This is a genomic window from Hyalangium gracile, assembly GCF_020103725.1.
Lineage (GTDB): Bacteria > Myxococcota > Myxococcia > Myxococcales > Myxococcaceae > Hyalangium > Hyalangium gracile.
The window spans coordinates 182,379-204,454 of the sequence record NZ_JAHXBG010000021.1 but is presented as its reverse complement, the minus strand read 5'-3'; the positions used below and the strand labels follow the sequence as shown (position 1 = coordinate 204,454).

General features: G+C 67.9%; 16 protein-coding genes. 9 read left to right on the top strand and 7 right to left on the bottom strand.

The genetic code is table 11. From position 1 onward, the window contains the following. Positions 1-46 precede the first annotated feature (46 nt). The 9 genes from KY572_RS34195 (at position 47) to KY572_RS34155 (ending at position 11,924) form a co-directional block, all read left to right on the top strand. On the top strand, positions 47-1,273 hold the full coding sequence (locus KY572_RS34195) for an erythromycin esterase family protein (protein ID WP_224247873.1): 1,227 nt from the start codon (positions 47-49) through the stop codon (positions 1,271-1,273). 534 nt (positions 1,274-1,807) lie between these two features. Next, on the top strand, positions 1,808-2,335 hold the full coding sequence (locus KY572_RS34190; RefSeq protein WP_224247872.1) for a hypothetical protein: 528 nt from the start codon (positions 1,808-1,810) through the stop codon (positions 2,333-2,335). Next, complete coding sequence (locus KY572_RS34185) at positions 2,332-3,297, top strand: beta propeller repeat protein (protein WP_224247871.1); 966 nt, start codon at positions 2,332-2,334, stop codon at positions 3,295-3,297. Before KY572_RS34190 ends, KY572_RS34185 begins: the two co-directional genes overlap by 4 nt. 27 nt (positions 3,298-3,324) lie before the next feature. Continuing rightward, entirely contained in the window at positions 3,325-4,335 is a 1,011-nt protein-coding gene (locus tag KY572_RS34180; protein ID WP_224247870.1) for a hypothetical protein, read from the top strand. Positions 4,336-4,379: 44 nt separating this feature from the next. Beyond that, on the top strand, positions 4,380-4,934 hold the full coding sequence (locus KY572_RS34175; RefSeq protein ID WP_224247869.1) for an RNA polymerase sigma factor: 555 nt from the start codon (positions 4,380-4,382) through the stop codon (positions 4,932-4,934). Continuing rightward, positions 4,931-5,818 (top strand): hypothetical protein, encoded by an 888-nt coding sequence (locus KY572_RS34170; RefSeq protein ID WP_224247868.1) that lies wholly within the window; start codon positions 4,931-4,933, stop codon positions 5,816-5,818. The genes KY572_RS34175 and KY572_RS34170 overlap by 4 nt, the downstream gene beginning before the upstream one ends. A 23-nt stretch (positions 5,819-5,841) precedes the next feature. Further along, entirely contained in the window at positions 5,842-7,176 is a 1,335-nt protein-coding gene (locus KY572_RS34165; RefSeq protein ID WP_224247867.1) for a serine/threonine-protein kinase, read from the top strand. A gap of 134 nt (positions 7,177-7,310) precedes the next feature. Next, the gene (locus KY572_RS34160) at positions 7,311-10,745 is read left to right on the top strand and encodes a hypothetical protein (protein WP_224247866.1); all 3,435 of its coding nucleotides are present in this window, start codon (positions 7,311-7,313) and stop codon (positions 10,743-10,745) included. A gap of 522 nt (positions 10,746-11,267) precedes the next feature. Beyond that, positions 11,268-11,924 carry a DsbA family protein gene (locus KY572_RS34155; protein WP_224247865.1) on the top strand — a complete coding sequence of 219 codons (657 nt, stop codon included), beginning with the start codon at positions 11,268-11,270 and terminating at the stop codon, positions 11,922-11,924. 93 nt (positions 11,925-12,017) lie between these two features. Here the strand turns inward: KY572_RS34155 and KY572_RS34150 are convergent, their stop codons facing one another. The 7 genes from KY572_RS34150 to KY572_RS34120 all read right to left on the bottom strand — a co-directional run bounded on the left by KY572_RS34150 (position 12,018) and on the right by KY572_RS34120 (position 22,076). After that, complete coding sequence (locus tag KY572_RS34150; RefSeq protein ID WP_224247864.1) at positions 12,018-13,169, bottom strand: DUF5011 domain-containing protein; 1,152 nt, start codon at positions 13,167-13,169, stop codon at positions 12,018-12,020. 175 nt (positions 13,170-13,344) lie between these two features. Continuing rightward, positions 13,345-14,712: a GH1 family beta-glucosidase gene (locus tag KY572_RS34145; protein ID WP_224247863.1), complete on the bottom strand. Its 1,368-nt coding sequence runs from the start codon at positions 14,710-14,712 to the stop codon at positions 13,345-13,347. A gap of 60 nt (positions 14,713-14,772) precedes the next feature. Continuing rightward, positions 14,773-15,594 (bottom strand): carbohydrate ABC transporter permease, encoded by an 822-nt coding sequence (locus KY572_RS34140; RefSeq protein ID WP_224247862.1) that lies wholly within the window; start codon positions 15,592-15,594, stop codon positions 14,773-14,775. After that, entirely contained in the window at positions 15,591-16,469 is an 879-nt protein-coding gene (locus KY572_RS34135) for a carbohydrate ABC transporter permease (RefSeq protein ID WP_224247861.1), read from the bottom strand. Before KY572_RS34135 ends, KY572_RS34140 begins: the two co-directional genes overlap by 4 nt. Beyond that, positions 16,466-17,755 (bottom strand): sugar ABC transporter substrate-binding protein, encoded by a 1,290-nt coding sequence (locus tag KY572_RS34130; protein ID WP_224247860.1) that lies wholly within the window; start codon positions 17,753-17,755, stop codon positions 16,466-16,468. The genes KY572_RS34135 and KY572_RS34130 overlap by 4 nt, the downstream gene beginning before the upstream one ends. Continuing rightward, entirely contained in the window at positions 17,752-19,197 is a 1,446-nt protein-coding gene (locus tag KY572_RS34125; RefSeq protein WP_224247859.1) for a glucoamylase family protein, read from the bottom strand. The genes KY572_RS34130 and KY572_RS34125 overlap by 4 nt, the downstream gene beginning before the upstream one ends. Before the next feature lie 8 nt (positions 19,198-19,205). Continuing rightward, entirely contained in the window at positions 19,206-22,076 is a 2,871-nt protein-coding gene (locus KY572_RS34120) for a TonB-dependent receptor (RefSeq protein ID WP_224247858.1), read from the bottom strand.

The following is a 22,076-nucleotide window of genomic DNA, read 5'->3' as shown; positions in this document are numbered from 1 at the left end:
AGTGGTACAACGCGGCATCTCCACTCAGGGAAGGGAAGGACCGCGAATGAGATACCTCCTGCTCCTGCTGCCCTTGCTGTCGAGCTGTGCCGCGCCCTCCAGAGGCGCGGCTGCGCAGGCGACCGAGGCGGTGTCCGACGCCGACCGGATCGTTCGAGACCTCTGTGACAAGCAGCTCGCGCTGCTCGGCGAGGAGGGCCACCACGGGAATGCCAGGACCGTCGCCTTCAAGGCGGAGCTGACCCGCAGGCTCGTGGAGGAGTGTCAGTACGATGCCTTCGTCATCGAGGCAGGCATCTATGACTTCATCCACATCCAGACGCTGCTGAAGGAGGGCCAGCCCGTCAGCGAGGACGTGGTCGCAGCCGCGATTGGCGGGATGTGGGCCAATCAGGAGATGGCGCCCCTGATTCCGTTCCTGGTCGAGCGGCTCAAGGCGGGCACCCTCGTCGCCGGTGGGCTCGATGATCAGATTGGCAGGGGCACCTACGCGCAGCGCGAGATGACGCGGGAGCTCATCCCCGCGCTGGAGGGCCCGAGGCAGGCCGAGTGCGGAGAGGTACTCGAGAGGCACATGTTCTGGCGGTACGACGAGGCCAACGGGTACACGGTGGAGACCGCGAGGTTCATCCTGGGTTGTTGGAAGGAGCTGGAGGCGGTGCTCTCCAGGCCCGGAGTGGCGACGACACCGAGGAGCCAAGGCCAGCTGCAGATGGTCCGCAGCCTGGAGCGGAACTTCACCCGTCAGGTCGCCGCGATGTCCCGGCCCGCGGAGCAGACCGGACGAGGCTGGAACTGGGACGACTTCAACGGGCGTGACCGCTCCATGTTCATGAATCTGGAATGGTTCCTGTCCCAGTCATCCAGGCCCAGAAAGGCCATTGTCTGGCTCGCCACCATTCATGCGGCGAAAGCGCTGAAGAGCCTGGATGCGGACGCGCGACACGGGACGCCCTTTGGCTCCCATGTCCAGGAGAAGTTCGGGACGCAGGCCTTCGTGCTTGGCTTCTCCGCGGTCTCCGGGAGCTATGCCACTGGCAGCTCGACTCACACATATACCCTCGAGCCCGCGCGGGCCGACTCCCTGGAGGGCTGGGCGTTCTCGAGCCATACCGGGGACACCCGGTATCTGGATGGGAAGCAGCTTCGTGACTTCGGGCCCAGGGTGGCCCGTCCGTTGAACTACTCGTGGATGACGGCCCCCTGGGCAGAAGTCATCGACGGGCTGCTGGTCTTTCGGGAAGAAGCACCACCGCGCCCGGTGACTCGCTAGCGTGTATCAGGGCCGTAGAACAAGAAAGGGAGCGACGGGGGTCGACGGAAACGTTCTATGTCAAGGTTGGGAAGATCGAGGGCGCTCCTCGAACGGCACAACAACGTCAAGGATGGGTTGCTCTACAAGGCCCGCCGGGAACTCTACCCGCTCGAAGAAGAAGGCGGCCTCCACCCGGACCAAGAAGGTGGCCCGGGTTCCTGGTCGCAAGCGGGCCGCCGCACCCCGCGGCGCTCGGGCTCGGGGGTAGACAGTTCGGTTACACCCCCAGAGCCAGAATCAAAATCGGCTTCAAAAAAAAGCCGGGCTCCTCCCATTCAGTGGGGCATGCGGCCTCGCTGAGCGAGGTCGACGCATCGTCTTCCGAGTCAGGACCCGCTCCTGGCCACGGGAGACGTCTGTCCACTCCAGGGAGAAATTGACATGTATTTGTTGATGGCATTGAGCCTCACGGCCTCGGTGACTGTTGCGCAGCCTCATGTGCCTCGGGATGCCCCGACTCTGCGTCTCCACATCGAATCGGACGCACCCGAGGTGGAGCTGTTTCGTGTGACGGGGGAGGGGGTGGGGACCGTCGCCACGGGGCGAGGGGTCGCCACGGTCGGCATCGTCCACTACCAGCGCGAGTGCCGTGCGCCGTGCGACGCATCCATTCTCGAGCCTGGTGCGGACTTCTTCATCGGCGGCGACGGCATCCAGCCCTCCAAGCGGTTCTCGCTCCTGGGCCATGGAGAGGATGTCACGCTGCACGTGGACCCGGGCAGCTCGGCGTTGCGCTCCCTGGCATGGACGGCGCTCGCTTTGGGCGTCAGCGCGGCGCTCGTGGGAGGAGGGCTGATCGCGTATGCCTCGAGCGAGGACAGCGGCAACTCGCTGAACGCCAGCTCCGACTCGTCGAGGCTGAAGACCCACGGCTGGGCCGCGCTCATCGGTGGCGGCCTGATGACGGGCGCCGGCGTCTCGCTCTTCGCCTTCAGCTCGACGGACGTCGAGTTCCTTCCGTCGTCCGCGCCCGGCAAGCGCCGTGTGGCGGGCCAGGGCCACGTGGTGACGCGGCGATGAAGCCAACACTCCTTGCGGTGCTCATGGTGGCGTGCTGCGCGCTGGCTGGCTGCGGAGGCGACCGAGGTGCCGAGTGGGTCCGTGTCGACGGCAAGGCCTCCCAGACGCTCCGCGCGATCCACGGCAGTGGCTCCCAGGACATCTGGGCAGTCGGAGACAATGGGATGATCATCCACTGGGATGGGAGCGCGTGGTCGGCCGTGGAATCTGGCACCGGCGTGAACCTGGTGGCGGTGCACGCCCTGGGGCCTCGAGATGCGTGGGCGGTCGGACAGGACGTCGTGCTCCGTTGGGACGGGACGCGGTGGGGCCGGGTCGACATCGGCCTCACCCTCACTCACTCCATCACCGGCGTCTGGGCGGCGGGTCCGAGCGATGTCTGGCTCGCCATGGAGATCTCCGGCAGGTCCGACCTCAAGGGCGCTGGGTACTTCGATGGGAGGACCTGGTATTTCCGTCCCTTTCCGGAGGGGGTGGACGACATCTCCGAGCACGTGTGGGGGAGCAGCGCGAGTGACGTCTGGGTCACCCTGCAATATGACCCGCGGTTGCTGCACTGGAGCGGCTCCCAGTGGGAGGTCGTCTCTCCGGACGTCAACCCCACCACCCGGTGGAGTGAGCTGGGAGGAACCGGGGGAGCCGATGCGTGGGCCGTGGGGACCAGCTCCTTGGGCATGGTGCTGCTGCGCAAGGATGCTCGCGGGTGGAGCACTGTGCCCATGGACGGAGCTGGCCTCCAGGGCACGCCGAGCAATGGCCTCTGGGGAATGAACGGGCAGGTGTGGCTCGTGGGGGAGGATGGCGAGGTGGCTCGGTTTGACGGGAGCGCCTGGCACCAGGAGCTCCCCCCGGACTGGGAGGTGCCCACGCTGCGTGACATCTGGGGCGCGAGCGATGCGGACCTCTGGGCCATTGGAGATGATGGCTTCGTGGCCCGGCGGACTCCACCGCTCTCGCCTTGATGCGAGCCGCGTGGTTTAAGCCCACGCATGCTCTCGCGGTGTGCCCTCGTCCTGCTTCTTGCCGGTAGCGCGGCCGCCGCCGAGCCGCGCGCCGAGGCACGCTGGGGCTTGCGGTGGAGCGCGCCAGACCCCGGCTGCATCCAGGCCGCGCCCCTGGCCCGAGCGGTGGAGGCGCGGCTGGGGCGCACGGTGTTCGGACCGGAGCCGGAGTTCCTCATCGACGGTGTGCTGCGGCGCGGGCAGCCGTCGGGGTGGATGGCGGCGCTCACGCTCGTTGACGGGACCGGGCGCGTGCTCGGCAGCCGTGAGGTCTCCACCCCAGAGGATGCCTGCGCCGCCATCGAGCCTCGCGTCGTACTCGTGCTCTCCCTGATGATTGATCCGGCGGCGCTCTCCAGCGCCGTACCCCAGGCCTCCGCCACGCCCGAGTTCCCGCGGGCTCCCGAGGTGGAGGAGTCCGCGCCTCTCGCCCTCACCGAGGAGCCTGCCCCGGTCGTCGTGGAGCGCCCACCTCCTTCGCGCACCCAGATCGTACTGACCACTGCCGCAACGGGCTCGACAGGCCTGGGCCTGAACGCCGCGGCGGGAGTCTCCGGGGCCGTGTGGTTCCGCCCGCGTGAGTGGGCCGGACTGGTGCGCATCGGGATCTATCCCTACTCGGCCTTCGAGGAGGCAGGCGGGCGCGTCGTGCTGTCGAGCGCCTCGCTGGAAGCGGGCGTGTGTCCCCTCGTCGGCGCTGGCGGGGCGTGGCGCGTCTCCGGCTGTGCCACGGTCATGGTCTCGAGCGTGCTGGCCGTCAACAACGGCTTCCCGCAGGACCGGGCCGAGCTGCTCGGACGAGGGGATGGCGGGCTCCGTGTCCAGCTCGAGCGGCGGATTGGCAAGACGGTGGCGTTGCATGCGAGCCTGGGAGCGGCGATGGGCTGGTTCCGCCCGACCGTCCGCCTGCTGCATCCCGACGGGAGCGTCGAGGACTTCCCCCTGGGCCTGCCACTCCATCTGACGTTGGACCTTGGGGTGTCGTGGCTGGAGTCCTGAGGCCGAAGCTCGGCTAGACTCGCGAGCAGCCGACTTCCGTCACGATGTCACTTCCCCAACCGGAGCCACCGCTCGGGCCTGCGCCGACGGCCGTCACCTTCCAGCAGGTCTACGCCGAGCACGCCCCCTTCGTCTGGCGCTCGCTGCGGCGGCTCGGTGTGCGCGAAGCGGACCTCGAGGATGTGTGCCAGGAGGTGTTCGTGGTCGTACACCGACGCCTTGCGGATTTCGATGGCAGCTCCGCGCTCAGGACGTGGTTGTTCGGCATCTGCCTGCGAGGGGCGTCCGACTACCGGCGGCGCGCGCACATCCGTCGGGAGACGACCGTCTCCACCATGCCGGAGGATGCTCTGCCCCCCGAGCAGGTGGAGGTGGTCGCCCGGCGGCAGGCCCGCGCGCAGCTCGACCGCATCCTGGAGACGTTGGATGAGGACAAGCGCGCCGTGTTCGTCCTCTTCGAGCTCGAGCAGTGGCCGATGAATGAAGTCGCCCAGGCCGTGGGGTGCCCGCTCCAGACGGCCTACGCGCGCCTGTATGCGGCACGCCAGAAGGTGCAGGAAGCCGTCGCTCGCACCCAGCAGAAAGGAGGCCAGGAATGAAGCAGGCTGATCCCCCACGCCTCCTGGATCCGGACTCCGAGGCCTCGTCCTCTCTGCGCGAGCTACTCGAGTCCGCGCGGGCCGACGAGCCCACCCCGGCGGAGCTCGCCTCCCTGGCCGGCAAGCTGGGACCGCTGTTCACCCCACCGGGAGGGGCTCCTCCGAGCACCCCGTCGCCAGGCTCGGGCAGCGCGCCGGTGCCGAGCACATCCGGTGGTGCTGTTTCGGCTGCTGCTGGAGGGCTCAAGGCGAAGGTGATCCTCGGCGTGGCGGCCGTGGCGCTCGCCGGGGCCAGCTTCCAGGCTGGCCGCCTCGTCGAGCGTGAGAGTGGCTCGGCGCAGCGGGCGAGCGTCTCCGAGAGGGCGGTGGAGGCTCCCGCCGCGTCACGGCTCGCGGAGGCCCCCGCGCCGGTGCAGCTCCCGGAGCCCGCCCGGGTGTCATCGCCCGAGGTGTCGAGAGAAGCTCCTCCTGCCCCGGGGCCGTCGAGGACGGGGGCGCCGGCTGCTGTTCCTTCTCCCAAGGTGGGCTCTCGGCCAGCGGGGAGCGCCCAACGGCGGGAGCCCGCGGAGGCCCCGGCGCCCTCGACTCCCAGCGCGGTTCCGGGGGCGGCATCGGTGGATGAGGAGCTCCTGGAACTCGAGCCGGCCTGGGGGGCGCTGCGGCAGGGGAATGCGGCAGCAGCGCTCTCCCGTGCCGAGTCTCATGCAGCGCGCTTTCCGAGCGGTGCGCTCTCTCAGGAGCGAGAGGTGATCGCGATCGATGCGCTGGTGCGGCTCGGCCGCCGGGCTGAAGCCGAGGCGCGGGCGGAGGCGTTCCGCGCGCGCTACCCGACGTCAACGCATCAGGTTCGGATCCAGGGGCTGCTCTCCGGCACGGAGCGCTGACCGCTTCTCCTCTCGAGGTTCTCTTGGCCGATGCTGTTCCATCCTCGGATCCCCCGGCCCCGCTGCCTGCCGGCACGCAGGTAGGCCCCTGGCGCGTAGTGGCCTGGGCGGGACAAGGGGCCTATGGCGCCGTCTACCGGGCAGTGCCTGTCCACGCCCAGCACTCGCCACCCGTGGCGCTCAAGGTGGCGCTGCGCCAGGGAGACGCTCGCTTCTTTCGCGAGGCGCAGCTGCTCTCGCGGATGAGCCATCCGAGCGTTCCCCGGCTGAGGGACAGCGGCACGTGGCAGTCTCCGGAGGGGACGCTGCACCCCTGGCTCACCATGGAGTGGGTGGACGGGGTGCCGCTGTACCACTGGGCCTGGAACCCTGCTGTGTCCTCCCGGCAGTGCTTCGGCGTGCTGGCGCAGTTGGCTCGGGCGCTGCAGGCCCTGCATGAGATGGGGGCGGTGCACCGCGACTTCAAGGGAGAGAACGTGCTGGTGCGCCACGCGGATGGCCGGGCCATGCTCACGGACTTCGGGCTGGGCTGTTTCCCGGGGGCCGAGCGGCTGACGCCTGCGGGTGTCTGCCTGGGCACGCCGCTGTATCGCTCGCCGGAGGCGGGCCAGTTCGAACTCAGCCGTCGGCACCAGCGCTCGGCTGCCTACGTCCACACGCCCGCGGATGACCTATACGCGCTGGGAATGGTGGCGTGCCGGCTGCTGACGGGGGAGTACCCGGAGTGGGTGGAGCCGACTCAGGATGCGCAGGGCGCCTGGCAGGTGCGCAGAGTGCGCACGCCCGCTTCGCTTCGAGGGGTGGCGCCCAACGTGCGTGCCTGCATCGTGCGCCTGCTCTCGGTGAGCCCCGAGCAGCGCGGCACGGCGGCGGAGTGTGCCGAGGTGCTGGAGCAGGCCTCACGTCCGCCACGGGCCATGCGTCCGCAGTGGTCGTGGCTCGCGATGGCAGCGGGCCTGGCGCTGGTGGTGTGGGCGGGGTGGACAGTGGCCGCGCGGTCCACGGAGAAGGCCTCATTGGCCCAGGCGAGGACTGCGGCTGCGGGCTCGCGGGACGCGGGGACAGTAGGGCTCGGAGAGGCTGCGACGAACGCCTCCACGGCGCAGGCGCTGGAGCCTTCCTCGCCCGCACCGCTCGCGGAGGAAGCTCCTCCCGAGCCGCGAACCGGGCAGGTGCGCCCCGATGCGAAAGGGCGCTGCCCTCACAAACGCCAGGTGGTTCTCAACGGGGCCTGCTGGCTTCCGTTGGACCCTGAGGAGTGCGAGGCGATCGGTTCCCAGATGTTCAAGGGAAAGTGCTACGTGCCGGCCCTCTCCTGGGACCGCCCCTCCACCTCTCAGCCCACGCGTACACCCTGACGCCTCAGGCGGCGCCGGAGGGCAGCGGCCTACCACGGGGGTCATGTCCTGCCGCGGCGCCCCTCTCTATGCTCCTGCCCGCAGTCGCCAGGACGATGCGTCGCGCCAGGCCTGCGGGATCTCGGAGAGGAGCCATGCCTCTGCAGTTCAAGACCAACCCGAACGCACTGACGTTCCCCCACTTCGAGCCCTATTCCTGGAAGGAGCTGCGCAACCAGCTCCTGTTCCGGCTGCTCGCCCGGCATGGGTCGCTCGTCGCCAGTGCCCTCGAGTTCACGGCCCAGGAGGCCGTGGAGATCGAGTTCAGTGGACAGAAAGTGCCCGCGCATGGCCAGGTCAAGATCCACGTCAACACCCCCACGAAGCGCGACTTCTACAAGGCGCCCTACCTGGTGAATCCCTACCAGCCGCAGGGCGAGAACGGCTTCTTCAAGACCTTCGGATGGAAGTTCGCCCAGCCCCTCATCCTCGGAGGCGCTCGCTCGGATGCGGAGCTGGCCAAGGCGACGCTGAAGCTGGACGTCGAGCGGATGAAGAACGGCCCGTTCTCCCAGGAGCCCTTCACCAACGATTACGAGATCTTCAAGGTGGCTGGCTTCCGCTTCTTCGCCAAGCACAAGGGCTGGCGCGAATGGCTCGTGAAGAAGCTCAGTGAGTCGGAGCTGAAGACCGGGGTGCTGGACCCGAAGACGTGCACGCTGCTGAAGAAGGCTCTCCCCGAGTCGATGGTGAGCGACCTGGATGATACCACCCCCATTCTCGTCCACGGCACTGCGCGGACCCTCCTCCAGCACCTGGTGATGTTCCACCAGCACCCCGAGCAGTACCCCAAGGAGTGGGGCACCTACCTCCAGTCAGAGGTGCGCAAGTCGCACCACATGTACAAGTCGCACCAGCGCCTGGTCTCGCACTACCAGCAGCTCGAGCAGCGGGTAGACGACATGGAGGACGACAACAGCCGTCCCCTCACGGAGGCGCGCGGGGAGTACCTCGCCGCCAAGGTGATGGCGATGATCTTCGCGGGGGATCTGTTCGAGCTGAAGATGGGCTTCGGCGACCGGGAGAAGCCGCAGGGAATCGACCAGATCTGGGCCCGGCGTGACGCCACGACGAACACCGTCGAGGCCTACTTCGTCATCGAGTGCAAGGGCTCGAAGAGCGCGAAGCATGGCCAGAACAAGGAAGAGACCCAGATGTCCCCGGGCTGGGTCTTCAAGAAGCTGGTCGAGCTCGCCAGTGACAGCTCGGGAGAAGAGGCGCGGCTCAAGGGGCTGGCGCGCAATGTCCTGGCCGCCATGTTCGACGAGGGCAGCAAGGTGGCCGTCTTCGGCATGACGATCAAGTCGATCTTCGACAAGGATCACACCTTCCAGACCGCCGCCCGGTTCAACGTCCAGATCTCCAAGCAGCTGCGGTTCCCCACGCTGCTCCAGGAGGCCAATTTCCAGGCCTGCACCCTCGACAGTGTCGATGAGCTCTTCGGCAGCAGCGCCTTCCCGGCCGTGAAGTCAGCGGACGTCGGCATCATGGGGACCGTTCCCACTTCCACCATGAAGTTCGATGTGCCGAAGGACCTCCGCTTCTTCAACTACAATGACGCTCTCAACCCCGACCACCCGCGCAACAAGCGACTGTTCTCCCTGCTCACGGCGCATGCGGCCTCCATCCTGAGCGTACAGGACTACTTTGGCGTCGAGCCCCACAAGGTGACGATCGATGGGGGCGGGAAGCTGCGCGCCTATACGGGCTTCGCCACGACGAGCTACGGCGGAAACAACGAGCACCAGCACGGGCTGATCAACACCCTGGTGGACCCGTATGATCAGGACGCCACCGGCTCGGGAGCACTGCTCCTGGAGTACAACGACACGGAGAAGGTGAAACGGGCGCTCGCCTGGAAGCAGAAGGCGCTCAAGCCGGCTCCGAATACCTCCCGCCCGAAGTGGATGGCGAGCGTGGCGAGCACCACGGACCACGCCCAGGTCAACGGAGTCCTCCTGTTCTTCGCCAAGCGTCCCTGGGCGCGACAGGAGCTGCACCGGATCTGGAAGGGAGGCATGGTGGACGAGCCTGTGGCGGAGACCTTGCTCGCCTTCCCCAACCTTCCCTCGAAGTGGTTCCAATGGAAGATCGGCAGCACGCTGCTGCGCGAGCGCATCATGGCCATGTCCTCCACGTGGGATCGCTTCACCCACCACGAGGGCAAGTCCTTGAAGCGGATGGGGCAGCACTACCAGTCCCTCGAGAAGGAGCTGGGGACGAACAAGTCCAAGACCGTGCTCACCGAAGTGAGTGGCGAGTACCTGGGCGCCCGTGCCATGGCGGTCATCTTCGGCAAGGATCGGCTGCAGCTGAAGATGGGCCATGGGGAGAAGAAGGTCCGTCAGGGCGTGGATCAGATCTGGGCGAAGAGGGACCCCACCACGGGAGACGTGGTGGCCTACTTCCTGGTGGAGTGCAAGGGCAGCAAGGGCGCGGAGCTGGGCCAGAACGTCCACGAGACGCAGATGTCTCCCGCGTGGATCTTCCAGAAGATGCTCGAGCTGGCCAAGGAAGGCGGCCGGCTGCGAGGGCTGAGTGAGAAGGTGCTGAGCGCGCTCTTCGAACCCACGAGCAAGGTAGGCGTCTACGGAGTCATCATCCAGAGCCTGTTCGACCCCAAGAAGAGTCCGGGAGGGCGCTTCAACATCCGGCTCACCTCGCGGCTCTTCTTCCCCGACCTGCTCGAGCTCGCCAATGGGGGGGTGGACGGATCGGACCTCTACAGCCAGATCCTGCACGAGCGGATGCCCCTGAGCACGTTCCTGCCGGACTACGCATCCACGCGCATTCCGGTGAAGAAGTCCTCCATGGTGGGCAAGCCGTTCGCAAGGCCCTCGAACCACAAGACGTGTTTCAACTACCCGCTCACCCTCCAACACATGCAAGCCCTGGCGAAGCTGGGGACACCGCAGGAGCCGCTCCTCACCCTGGATGTCCCAGCCGATGGCGATTGTGCCTACGTCACGGTGCTGAAGTTCCTGGAGAAGATCCCGGGCCTGTTGGGGAAGCTCGGCCTCGTGAAGGTCCCCACGTTGGATGAGCTCAAGGACAAGGTCGTCGCGGAGATCAACACCTCTCCGGACTTCGCGCGCGGCTTCCTGGAGAAGGGGCAGTCGCTCGAGCAGCTCAAGACGAAGGTGAAGGAGCGGCACGCCTTCTTCGGGGCGCATGGCGACATCGTGCTGCCAGCCCTGGCGCGCCAGCTCGGGCTCTGCATCCACGTGATCCACCCGAGCGGGTTCGACGAGGACCTCAACCAGTCGTTCGGGCTCAGCCTTCCGCCGACCGCGCCAACGGCGTATGCGGTGTTGACCACGTACATGGGCAATCCGGGGAGCATTGCCCACTACTACCCGGCGTTGCCGCGTCGACGTCGTACTGGCGCCCAACCGGTGGCATCCTCGTCGAAGACCCAGACGCCGAAGCAGCAAAACGACAAGAAGCGCAAGATACCCCAGAGCTTCGACTCCGGTGGCTCGAAGGGCACGGGCCACGGGGACCCGGGCAACAACAAGAGTCACAAGTAGGCAGGGCGCGCTCCCCCTGAGCCACCCTCCGTCACCTAGGAGATGATACGATAGTGTCATGTTGACACTTAATGACTGAGGTCGAAGGATAAGGCATGACCTGGGTCAAGCCTGCCGACCACGCACCGCGCATGGAGCGCGCGCTGCTCTCCCTGGAAGGGCTCTCGGTGGGGTCATGGCGAGACCGCAGCGGAGCCTCGAGGCATTTCAGGCGGGGATGCCCTGGCACTGGGTCTCCCCGCATGTGTTCGATGGCGTCGGCTCCATGGGGAACGGCTGGGAGACCGCGACACCACGTGTGCCATCGTGGGAAGCATCGTCGTACTGAGCGCCGGCCGTGAGTCCATCCCGCCGGCGTGGCTCGGGGCGCGCGAGCGTCTCCAGATGAAGGTGTAGCGTTCCGACGAAGCGGCTGAAACTCGCGCGCGCCTCGTGACACTCCTGGGGGCGCGGCGAGAAAGAAGCCGCGCCGCCAGCTCCGTCCTTGGAGCGGCGCCTCTCATTCCACTCAAGAGGTCCACCATGAAGTCGTTCCTGTCCGCCGGCGCGGCTGCCGCCGCGTTCCTGGGGCTGTCCACGCTCGCCGTCGCCGGCACGCCGTCCTCTCCGAATCCCGACGACTGCAAGGAGCGTCCCCGCGCGGAGGCCAGCGAGAAGCAGGTCATCCCAGCCACTCCTCGCGCGGATGCGCCGGCGCTGGGGCGCGCGGACGCCAAGGTGACGGTGGAGGTGTGGTCGGACTTCGAGTGCTCGTTCTGCGCTCGCGGGGCCGAGACCGTCAAGGCCCTGCGCGAGAAGTACGGGGAGCAGCTGCGCATCGTCTTCCGGCACAACCCGCTGCCGCTCCACAAGCAGGCGCGGCTGGCGGCCATCGCGGCCATGGCCGCGCATGAGCAGGGGAAGTTCTGGGAGTACCACGACGCGCTCTTCGCCAACCAGAGCGCCCTGGACCGGGCCTCGCTGGAGGCGCTGGCCGGCAAGCTGAAGCTGGACATGGACCGCTTCCGGCGCGCGCTGGACTCGAGCACCTGGACCAACTACGTGGACATGGATCTGGCGGAGGGCCAGCGGCGCCGGTTGGCCGGCACGCCCACCTTCTTCGTCAACGGCAAGCCCATCATCGGTGCGCGGCCGCTGAGCGTCTTCGCGGAGACCATCGACGCGGAGCTCCAGCGCTGACGGGCTCGGCCCACGCCCGGGTGAGGTGAGGGCGCGAAGGCACCTTCACCCCACCGAGCCTCCGCCTCCCCGGGCGGGCTGGGAGGCACGCGCCTACCAGGGGCAGTCGATGACCTCCACCACGCGCTTCTGGAGGTTGGACTTGCGGCCGCCGGGATCCATCGTCCAGTAGTGCACCGTGTACGTACCCTCGGCCCAGCCGTTCACGAAGCCGGCGGTCTGCACGGAGTACGAGACATCCCCGTAGCAGTCGTCCGTGGCCGTGACGCCCGGGTCCACCCAGTTGCTGCCGCACGTGTGCGTCATCCGCATGTCGCCCTTGAGGCGGAGCGTCGGCGGCAGGGTGTCCTTCACGATCACCGTGCGCTCGGCGGACGTCGTCCCCTGCCCGTTCCACGCCATGTACTGTACCGTGTAGCGCCCCTCGGCCCTCCAGTTGGGGCCAGGGCCGTACGGATCCTGTCCCGAGTTGTAGGTGTGCACCGTCACCGCGCCACACGCGTCCGCGGCCAGGGCCCCTGGCTCGCTCCAGGAGTTGCGGCCGCACTCCAGCGTCTCCTCATCGCGGCCCTGGAGCGCGAGCACCGGCGCGGAGAGCTGTGCCGTGCAGTCCGTCTGCGGGAGCACGGTCAGCAGGCGCGTGCGCTGGGTGATGTGGCCGGCCCCGTCCGCCACGGTGTAGGTGAGCGGGTAGATGCCCGGCTGGTAGGTGTTGTAGTCGCCCGAGCGCTGGAAGTTCCTCTGCCCATCGCAGCTGTCACTCGCGTAGGCCCCTGGATCGATGTAGCGCGTTCCATAAGGCAGGACGACCTGCGCGTCGCCGTTCAGCGTGAGGCTGGGCGGGTAGATGTCGATCACCCTCCACGTCGTCGAGCAGCTGCCTTGATTGCCCGCCGCGTCCCACAGCGTGAGGCCGGTGCTCGTGGTCCCGGAGTAGAGCGTGCCCAGGCTCCAGCTCGACCAGATGGTGCCGCAGTTGTCGCTGAAGTAGAGCAGCTCGGAGGGCTGGGTGAAGTAACCATAGCCGGAGCAGTTCATGAGGCCGCCCTCGGGCTGGCAAAGCACCGTGGGAGGCGTCACGTCCGGCGATGTGCAGCTGTCCAGGCTCGAGGCCTGGCTGGTCAGCGGCATCTCCTCCTCGGGGGGCAGCTCCCCGCCGCAGGCTGTGGCCAGCAGGAGGTTCAGCCCCGTCAACGCCCAGGTGAATCGGCTCGTTCCACGGTTCGAATGCAGTCCCCATCGCATGGTGTTGGCTCTCCCGGAGTCCTCGCCCGGTCTCATGCCGGGCGCGAGGCAGGACAGGAGGGTAGGGGAGCCGGGCGGAGCTTCTCTTGCCCTGGCACGCCAGAGTCATTGTCCTGGCGCGCCAGCGGCCACTGCGGGCTTCCGGGGCCGTTGACCACTCACGGTCGTGTCTCCGTCAGGCGTCCGGCTCCTCGTTCAGGGCCGCGCCGTTGGTGGCGATGACGCGCGAGTAGAAGCGAGCGCTGTCCTTGGGGGTGCGCTTGAGGCTCTCGAAGTCGACGTGGACGATGCCGAACCGCTTGGAGAAGCCGAGCGACCACTCGAGGTTGTCGAACAGGGACCAGAGCATGTAGCCACGCACATCCACGCCCTGCTGGATGGCGGTGTGGACGGCGGTCAGGTGCTTGCGCAGGTAGTCGATGCGCAGCGGATCCCGGATGCGGTTGCCCTCGGCGACAGGAGGATCGAAGAAGGCGGCGCCGTTCTCGGTGATGTAGATGGGAATCGGGCCGTAGCGCTTCTTCACCATGTGGAGCGTGTCGAGGAGGCCCTGGGCGAACACCTCCCATCCCGTCTCGGTGTACGTGGCCTGCTTCTGTCGCACCGGCGCGGCCCGCTGGGGCCAGGAGCGCTCGTCGGAGCGCGTCACGTTGCGCGTGTAGTAGTTGACGCCGAGGAAGTCGATGGGCTGCCGCGTCAGCTTCAGCGCCTCCTCCGACCAGGGCTGCCACGCCGCGCCGAAGACCTCGGTCAGCTCCTTGTCCGGGCAGGTCCCCAGCAGCGCGGGATCCAGGTACTGCCGGTTCATGTACGCGTCCGCGCGAGCAGTGGCCGCCAGGTCCGCCTCGCTCTCCGAGGCGGGATACTTGGGCTCCAGGTTCACCACCAGGCCGATCTGGTGCTTGCCCGAGGCGCGATAGGCCTGGACCGCCGCGCCGTGCGCGCGCATGAGGTTCCGCGAGGCGATGGGCGCCTCGAAGAGGTTCTTGTGGCCCGGGGCGAGCGCGCCGTGCAGGTAGCCGCCGTCGGAGACGACCCAGGGCTCGTTCAGGGTCGCCCACTTCTTCACGCGGTCGTCGAGCCGGCGGAACAGCGTGGTGCCGTAGTCGGCGAACCAGCCCGCGATGTCCGGGTTGAGCCAGCCGCCCCGGTCATCGAGCGCGGCGGGCAGATCCCAGTGGAAGAGGGTGATGATCGGCTCGATGCCATTCGCCAGCAGCGCGTCCACCAGCCTGTCGTAGAAGTCGAGGCCGGCCGGGTTCACGGCGCCCTTGCCCTCGGGGAGGATGCGGCTCCAGGCGACGCTGAAGCGGTACGCCTGCATCCCGAGCTCGCGCATGAGCGCCACGTCGCTGGCGTAGCGCCGGTAGTGATCGCAGGCCACATCGCCGTTGTCGCCGCTGGGCGTCAGGCCGGGCGTGTGCATGAAGCGCTCCCAGATGCTGGGCCCCGCGCCGTCGGCGAGCGGAGAGCCTTCGATCTGATAGGCCGAGGTGGCACTGCCCCAGAGAAATCCGCGTGGAAATTCGATGTTCTTGGTCATGTCGGGTTCAAGCAAGGTGGTGGGGTTGAGCTCAGAGGTAGCGGTCGCGCCGGCGCGGCTTCATCCCTTGATGCTCCCCGCGAGGAGGCCCTGGATGTAGTAGCGCTGCAGCACGAGGAACAGCACCAGGACAGGCAGCACGGTGATGACGCCGCCTGCCATCATCAGCTCGCTGTCCTGCACGTGCTCGCGCGTCAGTGAAGCCAGCGCGACGGGGAGCGTGTGGCGGTCGTCATCCGTGAGGACGATGAGCGGCCAGAGGAAGTCATTCCATGAGCCCAGGAAGGTGAAGATGGCCAGGGTCACGAGGATGGGGCTGAGGGAGGGGAGCACGATCGACCAGAAGAGGCGGAACTCGCCGGCACCGTCGATGCGCGCCGCCTCGAGCAGCTCGTCGGGGATGGAGAGCGCGTACTGGCGCACCAGGAAGATGCCGAAGACATTGGCCACCGACGGCAGCAGCACGCCCAGGTACGTGTTGACGAGCCCCAGCTGCTTGAGCAGCAGGAAGAGGGGAATCATGGCGACCTGGGCGGGGATGATGAGCGCCCCCAGCAGCAGCCGGAAGATGCGCTCACGGCCGGCGAAGCGCAGCTTGGCGAACGCATAGCCCGCGGTGACGTTGAAGCACAGCGCCAGCAGGGTGGCCGCGGTGGCCAGGAACAGGCTGTTGGCGAAGCCGCGGCCCATGCCTGTCCGCGCGAAGAGCTGGTGGTAGTTCTCGAGCGTGGCCGCGCGAGGCAGCAGCGGCGGGGGAGAGCTGCTCGCCTCTCCCGGGGCCATGAAGGACACAGACACCATCCACGCCAGCGGGCCCAGGCTGACCACGGCGGCCGCGAGCAGGGCCGCATTCACCAGGAGGGCCCGTGGCTGCGGCCTCATGGCTCACTCCAGCGGCGAAGGGCGAAGGACTGCAGCAGGGTGACGGCGAACATCAGCAGGAAGAGGAGGAAGGCCACCGCCGAGGCGGAGCCCAGGTTCCACCACTTGAAGCCCTCCTCGTACATGAAATACAGGACGCTGGTCGTGCTCTGCAGGGGGCCTCCCTGCGTCATCACGTAGGGCTCCGCGAAGAGCTGGAAGTACCCCGCCATGGTCAGGATGCTGACCAGCACCATCGTGGGCGCGAGCGAGGGCAGGGTGACGAAGCGCAGCTGCTGGAGCGCCGTGGCGCCCTCGATGCGCGAGGCCTCGTACAGCTCCTCGGGGATGCTCTGGAGCGCGGCCAGGAAGATCACCATGTTGAAGCCGGCGTTCTTCCACACCGCGAACAGGATGATCGCCGGCATGGACCAGCGGGGATCTCCGAGCCAGTCGATGGGGGAGATGCCGACCCACCCGAGCACCTCGTTGATGAGGCCGTAGCGGGTGTGCAGCAGGTAGTTCCAGATCACCGCGACAGCGACCAGGGTGGTGACGACTGGAGCGAAGAGCGCCGTCCGGAAGATCGCCTTGCCGCGAGCCACCGCCGAGTGGAGGAGCAGCGCCGCGGCCAGCGAGGCCACGATGGAGAGCGGAACGCCGACGATGACGAAGAAGAGCGTGTTGCCGAGCGCCTTCCAGAAGAGGGGCGTCTGCAGCAGGCGCAGGTAGTTGCCGCCCCCGACGAAGCGGAGGTTGTCGAGCCGGGCCAGGGCGTAGATGTCGAAGTCCGTCAGGCTGAGGCCCAGCGCGGCGAGGACCGGCAGGAGGAAGAAGACGGCAATCATGAACAGGGCGGGCGACACGAACACCCACCCGGCGTGCGCGGCCTTCACTCGCCAGCCTCCCGCGCCAGGATCCAGCGCCGCTTCTCCAGGATGCGGTCTGCACGGGCATCCAGCTCCGAGACCGCGGCGTCGGCCGTGAGGGCTCCATGGGCCGCCTGCTCGGCGACGACTCTCAGCTCGGTGGCGATGCGCTCCCACTCCGGCACCTTGGGAGTCGGCTCGACGCGCTCGAGCTGCTCCCGGAACGCGGCGGCGTAGACATCACCGCCGAGCTCCGAGCCCTCCCAGCTCGACCGCCGGGGCGGCAGGTCGCCGGAGAGGGCATAGAAGCGACGCTGAACCTCGGGCTGCGACAGGTACTCGATGAGCTTCCAGGCCGCCTCCTTGCGCGAGGAGTTCGCGAACATCACCAGGCTCGAGCCGCCCGCATTCGACAGTCCCGGTCCGCTGGGGCCGGGCAGCGGAGCGGTCATCCAGCTCCCCGCGAGCTCCGGGGGAAGACGGCGCTTGAACTCGCCGATGTTCCAGGGGCCGGTGATGTAGAAGGCGAAGTACCCGCGGGCAAACTCGTTCCAGACGTTCGCGATCTGGGTGTTGGTCGCGCGCGGAGCCAGCTCCTGCTCGAACAGCTCCAGGTAGAAGCCCAGGGCGCGCCGGAAGCCCGGGCTGCGGAAGTTGCCCCACCGGCCGCCCTCGCGCAGGAGCGGCTCGTCCTGCTGGAGCCCGAGCAGGAGCAGCGGCTCGAACTCGTTGAGCGGCACCAGGATCGAATAGTGCTCCGCGCCGGGCAGCCGCTTGATGGCCACGAGCATCCGCCGCCACTCCTCCCAGCTCCTGGGTGGCTGGCTGAAGCCGGCCTGGGCCAGCAGGTCCCTCCGATAGAAGAGCAGCCGCGTGTCGACATACCAGGGGACACCGAAGAGCCGCCCATCGATGACGTTGGTGTCCCAGATGCCGGGGAAGTAGTCCCCCTGCTCGACGAGCGCCGACGCCGAGGCGAGCGGCTCCAGGGGAGCGAGCGCTCCGAGCGTGGCGAACTCGGGGACCCAGGTGTTGCCCATCTGCGCCAGGTCGGGCGTGGCATCGCCCACGAAGGCCGTCAGCAGCTTCTCGTGAGCGCCCTGCCAGGGCAGCTGCTGCACGTTGACGCGGATTCCGCGGTGACGGGCCTCGAAGTCACGCGTCAGCTCGGCCACCACTTCGCCTTCCCGACCCATCGCCCAGAACTCGAGCACGATCTCGCCCGAGTCAGGCCGGGCACAGGAGGCCAGGCCACACACGAGCGCGGCGATGGAGAGGCAGCGAACGGCCTGCTCCGCGCCCGCCAGCGTCACTGCTTCTCCCCGAGCCATCCGCCCTGGAACCCCGCCCGCTCGAGGCCTGCACGGAGGTAGGGGTTCTTGCGCATCACCCGCCACACGAGCTCGCTCCGATGGTTCTCGAGCATGGCGATGATGGGGCCCTGGTCGATCCCGAGATAGTCGTCGGCCACCCAGCCGAAGCCAGGCACCCGGCGGCCCTCCTGGAGCGGGACATCGTAGGTAAAGCTGGGGTTGAACGAGTCCAGGAAGCCGTAGGTGGAGTAGATGTGCTCGCCATAGCGGCGATGCATCTCCATGACGGCCGGGATGGCAATCTCGGGTGCGAACGGGATGGACGCGGCCGCCGCGGTAGGTGCCAGGGTCCCATCGTCATGGAGCCCCGGGCCTCGGGCCGCGTAGCCGCGGAACCTCCGCCGCTGGCCCTGGTAGTCGAGCTCCACGTCCGCGGGCCCGTCGCAGGCCGTCAGTCCCCAGACGTCCTGGCCATACCCCTTCCAGCTGCCCGGCTGACTCATCGCATACGTGCGCTGGGCATACGTGGCGCGGCGGCTGTTCTCGAAGTAGTCCATCCCGCGGGCGCGCATGTAGTCGTCCTGGATGCCGCGGAAGTCCACCCACACGTGGCTGTACTGGTGCCCGAAGAGGGGCGGGAAGCTCAGGTGCTCCTGGCCGAAGAAGGAGCCCCAGTCCTTCCCGTAGTCGGAGACCCACTCCTGCCAGGCATTCGGCTCGACGGGGAACGTCGGCGAGCCCAGGGCGAGGAGCACCAGCAGCATCGCCTCGTTGTAGCCCTTCCAGTCATAGGCGATGAAGCCCGCCTCGGGTGACCAGCCATGGGAGATGGCGGGCGGGCGGGCCTGCGCCCAGCGCCAGTCCACCCTGCGATAGAGCTCGTCGGCCAGCTTCCGGATCTCCGCTTCCTGCGGCGAGTCCCCGTCGAAGTAGGACTGCGCGAACAGCACCCCTCCGAGGAGCAGGGCGGTATCGACGGTGGAGAGCTCGTTCGTCTCGAAGCGGTGCCCCGTCTTCATCTCCAGGAAGTGATAGAAGAACCCCCGGTGTCCGCTCACGCCGCTGGGCTCGGGCCCCTGCGGCGCGGAGTGGAGGAAGCGCAGGGTGGTGAGCGTGCGATCTCGAGCCGCCTCCCGGCTCACGTAGCCGCGCTCCACGCCGATGCCGTACGCCGTCAGCCCGAAGCCCACCGCGGCGATGCTGCTGAAGGACGGGCTCGGATGGCGATCCGGGATCAGCCCGTTCTCCGGGTTCGCCGTCTCCCAGAAGAAGCGGAACGTGCGCGCCTCCAGGTCCTCCAGCAGCTCCTGCTCGGAGAGCCGCGTGGCGCTCGGGGAGGGGCTCGGGTCCAGCGCATTGCGAGCGCAGCCCGCCAGCGCGCTCGCAAGGAGCAGCGCGACGGCCATGGCGGAGAGCAGGGAGCGGCGGCCGGGGCGTTCCATCGAGAGGCTCAGAAGCTGTAGCCCATGCCGAACTGGAGGTTGCGCGGCGGGCCCACCAGGGTCGAGGGCTGTCCATACTTCGGGTTGGCGGGCTCGGTCTCCGGAGGGATGAACCCGTCGTATCCGCCGAAGTTCTTGGCGTTGAAGAGGTTGAAGCACTCGGCGAAGGCGCTGATCCGGCGACCCTCGGAGATGACGAAGTCCTTCGTCAGCCGGAGGTCCACCTGGCTGAACTGGATGAAGCCGTCCGCCCGGCCACCATAGGGGCGGAACACGAACTCGGTGGGACCAAAGCCCTGGGACGCATCGGAGACGTTGAAGGGCAGGCCGGTGCCGAGCGTGATCAGCGTGGAGAGCTTGAAGTTCAGCGGCAGCCCGACGATGCCGGAGAGCACGAGCCGGTGACGCTCGTCGGTCGCGGTGGGGCTGATGGGGCTGTCCTTGACGGTCGGGTAGTCGAAGTTGAAGAGCCCGCCGCGCTCCTCCGCGAAGCCCAGGGTGTAGGCCAGGGACGCGCCCCACTGGATGCCCCCCTTGGACAGCTCGCTCGAGTAGCGCTTCTCGGCCGAGACCTGCACTCCCCGGTAGGTGGAAGTCCGGTCGTCGACCGAGATGATGACGTTCCCGAAGCCACCCGGCGTGGGGATGAAGTCACGGCTGCCGGTGGACCTGCGGTTGGCCGGGTAGAAGCCGACGCCGTTCTGGCTGCGGATGTACGTGAGCGTCAGCGAGGTGTTCACCGGCCCGAGCTGCTGCCGGAGGCCAGCGCTGAACTGATCGCTGAACTGCGGCCTGGTGTCGTTCTCGAGCAGGAAGAGCTCCGGGGCGGGAGCCACGCCCTGGTCGATCAGCGAGTCGAGTCCCGCCCTGGTCAGGTACTCGGGGCGCCAGGCGATGGTCGGCTGACCGTTGCGCATGGAGCCATCCCGAGAGAACTGGAAGGTGCGGACCTGGTACTGGAGGCGGAGCCGCTCGTCCACGGCGGTGTTGAACAGGGTGCGGTCGTAGTAGCGCCCGGCGCCGGCGAAGAGGACCGTGCGCCCGTCGTCCCGGACATCGAACGTCACGCCGAGCCGTGGCTGCACGGCCCCCAGGAAGATGGGGCGCTGGTTGCCGTCGGTGAGGTAGTTCTCCACGCGGAAGAAGTCGGGCCCGTTGGTGGGCTCGACCAGGCGCGCGAGCTCCTCCACCGCCACGCGGACATCCTCGGGAGTCACATAGTCGTTGTTCAGCGGTTGGGTCTCCACATCCCACCGCAGGCCCACGTTCACGGTGAACCTGCGGGCGATCTCCCAGTCGTCCTGGACGTACACGCCGAGCTGCGTGTTGTTGGCGGTCATCCGGGGATCGCCGACGCCGTAGGCGGCCTCGAACGGGAACTCGTAGCTGAGATCGTTGGCGGCGTCCTCGCGGAAGCGGAAGACGGGGTTGCCGAAGAGCGTGCGCTCGATCTTGTACTGCTGGAAGGAGAGCTTGGCGCCGGTCTTCACCACGTGCTGGCCGGCCCACTCGAAGTTCGCGAACGTGACGTCGTCGCGCAGCGTGAAGGCCCGCTGGGTGATGTCCTGGGTGGTGTCGCGGCCGCCCAGGCGGATGACGCCCTGGTAGTCTCGTCCCACCTCGTCGGGGTTCGAGGCGGTGGGGTTGAACTGCGAGTCGAGGTACTGGAACGTCGCCTCATTCGTCAGCTCGCCCAGCCGCAGCTGATGGCGGAGCGCGGCGGTGAGCACGTTGTTTCGGACGTTCTCGGCGCCCTCGCGGCCCACCAGTCCACCGAAGCTGCGGATGTCTGTCTCGCGCCGGAGGCTGGCGCTGAGATCGACGGTCTGGTTGCCGGTCGGCCGCCAGCTCAGCTTCCCGAAGCCGAGGTGCTCGCGGAAGGGACTGGTGAACCTGCCCTCGAACTCGCCGAAGCGGCCCACGTTCTCGTCGGTGGGGTTGCCCATGGCCACCAGGTTCGAGCGGTCCTGGATGTTGCCCTCATAGCTCGCGAAGAAGTGCAGCTTGTCCTTCACCAGGGGACCGCCGAGCGCGGCGCCGAACTGGGAGCGCAGCAGATCGGGCCGCTCCAGGGCCCCCTTCTCCACGTCGAAGTAGTTGCGGGCCGCCAGGGCCTGGTTCTGGAAGGTGAGGAAGAGGTCGCCGTGGAACTCGTTCCCGCCCGAGCGGGTGATGGCGGAGATGATGGCGCCGCTGGCCTGCTCGTACTCGGCCTTGTAGTTCTGGCTGATCACGCGGAAGCCGCTGACGGCGAGCTGGGGGAAGGGGTTGCCGCGGCTCGAGTCCTGCCCGACGACGCCGCCTTCGATGACGTTGTTCTTGAGGCTCACGCCGTCCACGAAGACGTTGGTGTTGCGGGCCTCGAGCGCGCCGGACGAGTAGTTCTTCTTGAACTCGTCGTTGGACAGGCGGACGCCGGGCGCCAGCGCGGCGAAGTTGAGGAAGTTGCGGCTGCTCTGGGGGAGGTTCTCGATCTCCTCGCGGCTGACGTTGGTGGCGACCTCGGCCGTCGAGCTCTCCGTCGTCTTGCCCTCGACGATGAGGGTCTCGCTCTGGCCGAGATCGAGCGCCACCTCCTCCTCGGGGTTGATGGTCAAGTCCACCGTCTGGCCGACCTGCACGGAGACCGTGCGGTACACCTCCTTGCCGCCGGGCAGGGTGGCGGTGATGACGTACTCACCGGGCTCCAGGCCGGTCAGGAGGTGGGAGCCGTCCGAGCGAGCGGTGCCCTTGGCGGAGGCGCCGTTGTTCGTGTTCACGGCGAGCACGGTCGCGCCGGTGATCGGCCCGCTGGGGGAGCTGAGGGCCACCCGGACAGTCGCCGTCGTCTTCTGCGCGAGCGCTGGCAAGGCCGTCAGCACCACGGCGAGCCCGAGCAC